This is a genomic window from uncultured Gemella sp., assembly GCF_963525875.1.
Lineage (GTDB): Bacteria > Bacillota > Bacilli > Staphylococcales > Gemellaceae > Gemella.
Map to the genome: position 1 here is coordinate 1 of NZ_CAURMG010000066.1, position 4,982 is coordinate 4,982.

General features: G+C 27.4%; 6 protein-coding genes and 1 pseudogene. 1 reads left to right on the forward strand and 6 read right to left on the reverse strand.

Features of this window, described 5'->3' with window-relative positions:
- Positions 1-336: 336 nt before the first annotated feature.
- Positions 337-633 carry a GrpB family protein gene (locus RWQ73_RS07575; protein ID WP_314407767.1) on the forward strand — a complete coding sequence of 99 codons (297 nt, stop codon included), beginning with the start codon at positions 337-339 and terminating at the stop codon, positions 631-633.
- A gap of 20 nt (positions 634-653) precedes the next feature.
- On the opposite strand, the gene RWQ73_RS07580 is transcribed toward RWQ73_RS07575, so the two are convergent.
- From RWQ73_RS07580 to RWQ73_RS07605, 6 genes and pseudogenes are all read right to left on the reverse strand, one after another.
- Entirely contained in the window at positions 654-785 is a 132-nt protein-coding gene (locus RWQ73_RS07580; protein ID WP_314407760.1) for a hypothetical protein, read from the reverse strand.
- Between the two features lie 164 nt (positions 786-949).
- A complete protein-coding gene (gene xerS, locus RWQ73_RS07585) occupies positions 950-1,996 on the reverse strand; it encodes a tyrosine recombinase XerS (RefSeq protein WP_314407762.1) in 1,047 nt (348 codons plus the stop codon).
- 451 nt (positions 1,997-2,447) lie between these two features.
- Positions 2,448-2,636 carry a 50S ribosomal protein L28 gene (rpmB, locus tag RWQ73_RS07590; protein WP_004631997.1) on the reverse strand — a complete coding sequence of 63 codons (189 nt, stop codon included), beginning with the start codon at positions 2,634-2,636 and terminating at the stop codon, positions 2,448-2,450.
- A 117-nt stretch (positions 2,637-2,753) separates the two neighbouring features.
- Positions 2,754-4,154, reverse strand: coding sequence for a gluconate:H+ symporter (locus tag RWQ73_RS07595; RefSeq protein WP_314407763.1), 1,401 nt, complete (start codon positions 4,152-4,154; stop codon positions 2,754-2,756).
- An 86-nt stretch (positions 4,155-4,240) separates the two neighbouring features.
- Positions 4,241-4,777 carry a DUF1697 domain-containing protein gene (locus tag RWQ73_RS07600; RefSeq protein WP_314407765.1) on the reverse strand — a complete coding sequence of 179 codons (537 nt, stop codon included), beginning with the start codon at positions 4,775-4,777 and terminating at the stop codon, positions 4,241-4,243.
- Between the two features lie 68 nt (positions 4,778-4,845).
- Positions 4,846-4,982, reverse strand: a pseudogene (locus tag RWQ73_RS07605) (elongation factor P); the annotation flags it as partial.

The window sequence follows — 4,982 nt, forward strand, 5'->3', positions numbered from 1 at the left end:
AAATTCATATGAGAACACATAGACGCAGTGGTTTATTGATATCTAAATTCGCTTTATGAAAGCTCTTTAGATATCTAATAAACTGTGCGGGGGTGACTCGACAAAATCGATTTCTACGAAATCGCGATTTTTGAGTCACTCCCATAGAACTTGTTAAGCATAATAGTGAGTGGGTACATTGGTATGAAGACGAAAAGACAAATTTACTAGCTAAACTTAAAAAATATAAAGTAAGTTTATAACACATAGGTAGTACAGCCATTCCCAATATATATTCAAGGATATATAATAATATTAGAAATCAATGAAAGTAATGATTTTTATAATATAATTGACATTCTTAATCCTGAGTGGGAACTACGTTGGAAAGAAGAGGATAGAGCTTTTCTAGTTAAAGGATATGGTCATGATGGTTTTCTAGATAAAGTATACCATCTACATGTGAGAAAAAAAGGTGATATTGAAGAAGTTAAGTTTAGAGATGTATTAATAGAAAATCCAAAATTAGCAAAACTATATGAAAGATTAAAATTAGATTTAGAAACAACATATAAGTATGATAGAGAAGGATATACAGCTGGCAAAACGAAATTCATAAAAGATATTATAAAAGAATATAGTTTACATAATTAATAATATGTAAACTATATTCTTTATTTTACTTTCTCTTTATTGAAGTACTTAACTAACCCTTGAATTGCAACTATTGACCAAACACCTTCAAGTAAAACAAATCCCCATTGTTTACCTATAAAGGCGTCAATACCAAGAATTAATGCTCCCATAGCATTTAGTAATAAATAAACTAAGTGAAGTTGTTTTAAGTTTTCCTAATTGACTAAATTAAGAATAAGTAGGGATCCTATAACTTGAACAATAATACCCATTATTATCTCCATAAAATTTAATAATTTTTATATTTTACCTCAATAGGAGATATATTTCAATACTAATCATCTAGTTTATCAATGTTTTGTTTAATAATCTTTTTTGATTCGTTAATGTATAACATTGATGTATCGCTGTTGGAATGTCCCATTTGTGTCATAATAATTGGGATATTGCCATTTGTTTTAAGTGCTAGTTTTGTACCGTAACTATGTCTTAATTTGTGGGGAGACATTGGTACATTAAATGCATCCGTATATTTCATTACTAATTTTTGAATAGCTCTTATCGACAGTCCAGTTTTGTTTTTACTAATAAATACATAATCTTCTCTATTGAGCTTAATAGGTAGGGAAGTAATGTACTCATTAAGTCTATCTAGAGCTGATTTTGTAATTATGACTGTATCGACTTTATTCCCTTTTCTAATTACGTTAATTTCACTATTTAAAAAATCTATATCTTTTACTTTTAGATTGGCAAGTTCATTAACACGGATACCACTTTTTAAAAATAAAGTTAATATAGCTAAATCTCTAGCTTTATCTCGAAGGAAAAATGATTTTCCATGATTAGATAATGTTTGTTCATATTCAAATTCAACATACTGTAAAAATTCCTCATCTTGAGAATCTAGGAATATCTTCTCAGATATTTTTTTAGATCGTGATGATAATGTTTCCTTAACACGATTAATAGGGATTTTAAGCATTACATTACGTTCAAAATAAGCACGTCCTTGTTCAGTTTCACTTGTTACAGTAAGAAATTTATAGAGTGATCTCATAGCAGCTTTATAGTTGTTTATAGTAGTTTGGCTACGGTATTTACCATTAACTTGTTCGCGAGAAAGACTTTTAAAATAACTTTCCATTTCTTTTTTAGAAATATTCTCTAAAGTAGCAAGGCTTACATCTTTTATAAGTTCAGCATCAGATATAGTTTCTCTTATTGTCCAATTTAAAAAATTCTTATACGTTTCAAGATATCTGTGTAATGTTAATGGAGATAAATTATCATAATATGTATCTATAAAATCTTCTATGTATTCAGGAAACTCTGGGAGTATTTTATTTATTTTTTGTTTATAATAATCACGTTGATTCATTGGTATTACTACATTCTCCTATATTTATTAAATTATACATATAATATGTATTATACGAACAATTATATTATATCATATTTATATACTTCTTTCAATAACATTAATCCCCCTCATTTATTTAAAAGTGAAATTAGTTCTATTCTATTTTATTGCTATATTTTTTATCCTAATTTTAAAAATTTAGAATAATATCTCACAAATTATATTTATTACTTTTATGATTTCATATTTTTAAATATTCGACCTATTTAAATAGCGTATGAGCCTTTTAAAATTTAAAAATAATATAATTACTCCAAAAACTTATTATAATGCTCAGAATTGATTTAAATGGCTATTTATATAAAATTTAGTATATTCTAACGAATTTTGAAGTTTTTTCCATTATGTAATGAATATAATGTAAAAAGCTACCTAAGTTTCCTTAGATAGCTTAAAGTTTATCGCTTAATTATACACGCTCAACTTTTCCAGATTTTAAAGCTCTAGCAGAAACCCAAACTTTTTTAGGTTGTCCGTCTACTAAAATTGTTACTTTTTGTAGATTGGCTTTGAATTTTCTTTTAGTTGCGTTCATCGCGTGTGAACGAGTATTTCCTGAACGAGCTTTACGTCCAGTTACGTAACAAACTTTTGCCATGAATTAATCCTCCTTTTGGAAATAGTTTATTCATAACATTTACTACATACACAACTAATAATATAACATAACTAAACATAAATATCAAGCAAAAACATTTAATTATTTAAAAAATATTTATGTAAGCGAAGTTATTATTAAAATTATAATAAATGCAATAAGTGCTGAAACTGTTGTTCCTAGTGTCCAAGTCTTAAATGTAGTTTTAAAATCCAGATTTAAGTACTGTTTAAACAACCAAAAACCAGGATCATTTACATGGGAGCAAAACATACTTCCAGCAGTGATGCTTAGCATTATAAATACTGGTGAATAACTAACTGTTGGAACTAATGGCTCTACTATGGCAAGTGTTGTGATAGCGGCGATAGTTGCACTACCAAGTGATATTCTAAGTATAGCTGCTACTATGAAACTTATTACTATTGGAGACAGATTTAAACCATTTGTTAAACTAACAATTTCATCAGTAACCTTTGAATCTACTAGGACTTGTTTAAGTCCTCCAGCAGCACCGTTAATTAAAAGAACAACAGCAATTGTCTTAATTGATTGACTTAACAAAGGAACAATACTACTAACTCTTAGTCCTTTAGCTTTCATCAATTTAATTATAGCAATTAGTAAACTTATTATTAATGCTGTAACTGGATTACTTATAATAGACAAAATTCCTTTAATATTTGCTGGTAAATTCGGAATACCTAAGAAAATTGTAGGAATTGTAATTAGTATTACAGGCAGCAACATTAATAGTATTGCAAATGATGAACTCATAATCTGATTTTCAATTTTAAGAACACTTATAGTTTTAGTTTCTTTTTCTGAGATAGGCATTGTTTTAACTAGTCTTGAATTAGTTAATAATAGACCACCAATTAATGCTGTTGGAATTGCAACAATTAATCCGTAGAAAAATACTTCTGCCATATTAAGATGAAATGTCTTAGTTATGATACTAGGACTTGGATGTGGTGGAAATAAGGCATGTATAGTTAAGACACCGATACTTGCTGGTAATGCCAAGTAAATTTTATCAATTTTAAGCTCTTTAGCAACAGCCAATATAATAGGTATTACTAATATAAAAGCAACATCAAAAAATAGAGAAAAACTAATACACATTCCTGCAATAAGTAATCCTAATTGTATTCTTTTAATTCCAAATGTACTTATCATCTTTTTAGCGGTTATTTCAACTGCTCCTAATTCTTCTAATATTTTACCGAACATCGCTCCTAATCCTAAAATCAAAGAAAGATGTCCTAGTAGTGATCCGGTCCCCTTCTCTATAGAATCGATTAATGTATTAGGGGAAAGACCTAAAAATAAACCTAGAATAATTGCAACTATTAATATAGATAAAAATGGTTCAAAATGTAACTTTGTAATAAGAAAAATTAAAGCACTTATACCAATAAATACTAATAACAATTTATAAGAGTAAAATCCTAAAAAAACTGTTAATGAACAATATACAATAAATCCTAAGATGATTGATAATTTATCTAATTTCATTATATTCTCCTTAATTTTTTCATTAGGTAATTATATCATTATTGTCCAACTTAAGTAAAGATATACGTCTTTAATACATTTAAAAATTAACTGTTAAGTAATTCTGCTATTTTATCAAAAGTTCTGCCATTCCTAATTGTTATAAATTTATAGAAACTTTCTTTAATCAGATATTTATGATATGAAGTTTTTAAATATTCTTTTTCATTTAATTTTCCCCAAAAGATAGCTTTATTCCCAAAATATACCAATTCATCATTTAAAGGCATTGTATTTATTCGTTCTATAATAGATGGATACTCTACTTCATTACTATAGAACAACACATCCTTTCTATAAATGTCGCTACTCCACCAACTTGGTAAATTAGCAATTTCATCTAAATAATCTTTTTGTGTAAGTATTACTTTATTAATTTTAAAAGAATAAGTATTTAGTATTTCTGATATCTTATCGTTAACAATTTCAATACTGTCAGTACTATCAAATATTATATTGCCACTGTTAATATAAGTAATAACATTTTCGTATCCTAAATGTGAAATCAAATCTTTCAATTCAGTCATAGATACTTTATTCTTCCCACCAACATTTATTCCACGAAGTAAAAGTAAGTATCTCATATATTTTCTCCTTTACTAGAAAACTCCCTATCATCGAAATAATAGAGAGTTTTGTAATTATTCTTAAATTATGCTCTTGATACGTAAGAACCTTCAGCTGTATTAATAACTAATACGTCTCCTTCTTTAACGAATAGAGGAACTTGTAAAGTGTATCCAGTTTCTACTGTAGCAGCTTTAGTAGCTCCTTGTGCAGTATCACCTT

Bases quoted from the DNA above. Each gene is read 5' to 3' on its own strand.
- RWQ73_RS07580 (WP_314407760.1), bottom strand. From the start codon at position 785: ATGGGAGCATTAATTCTTGGTATTGACGCCTTTATAGGTAAACAATGG.
- xerS (WP_314407762.1), bottom strand. From the start codon at position 1,996: ATGAATCAACGTGATTATTATAAACAAAAAATAAATAAAATACTCCCA.
- rpmB (WP_004631997.1), bottom strand. From the start codon at position 2,636: ATGGCAAAAGTTTGTTACGTAACTGGACGTAAAGCTCGTTCAGGAAAT.
- RWQ73_RS07595 (WP_314407763.1), bottom strand. From the start codon at position 4,154: ATGAAATTAGATAAATTATCAATCATCTTAGGATTTATTGTATATTGT.
- RWQ73_RS07600 (WP_314407765.1), bottom strand. From the start codon at position 4,777: ATGAGATACTTACTTTTACTTCGTGGAATAAATGTTGGTGGGAAGAAT.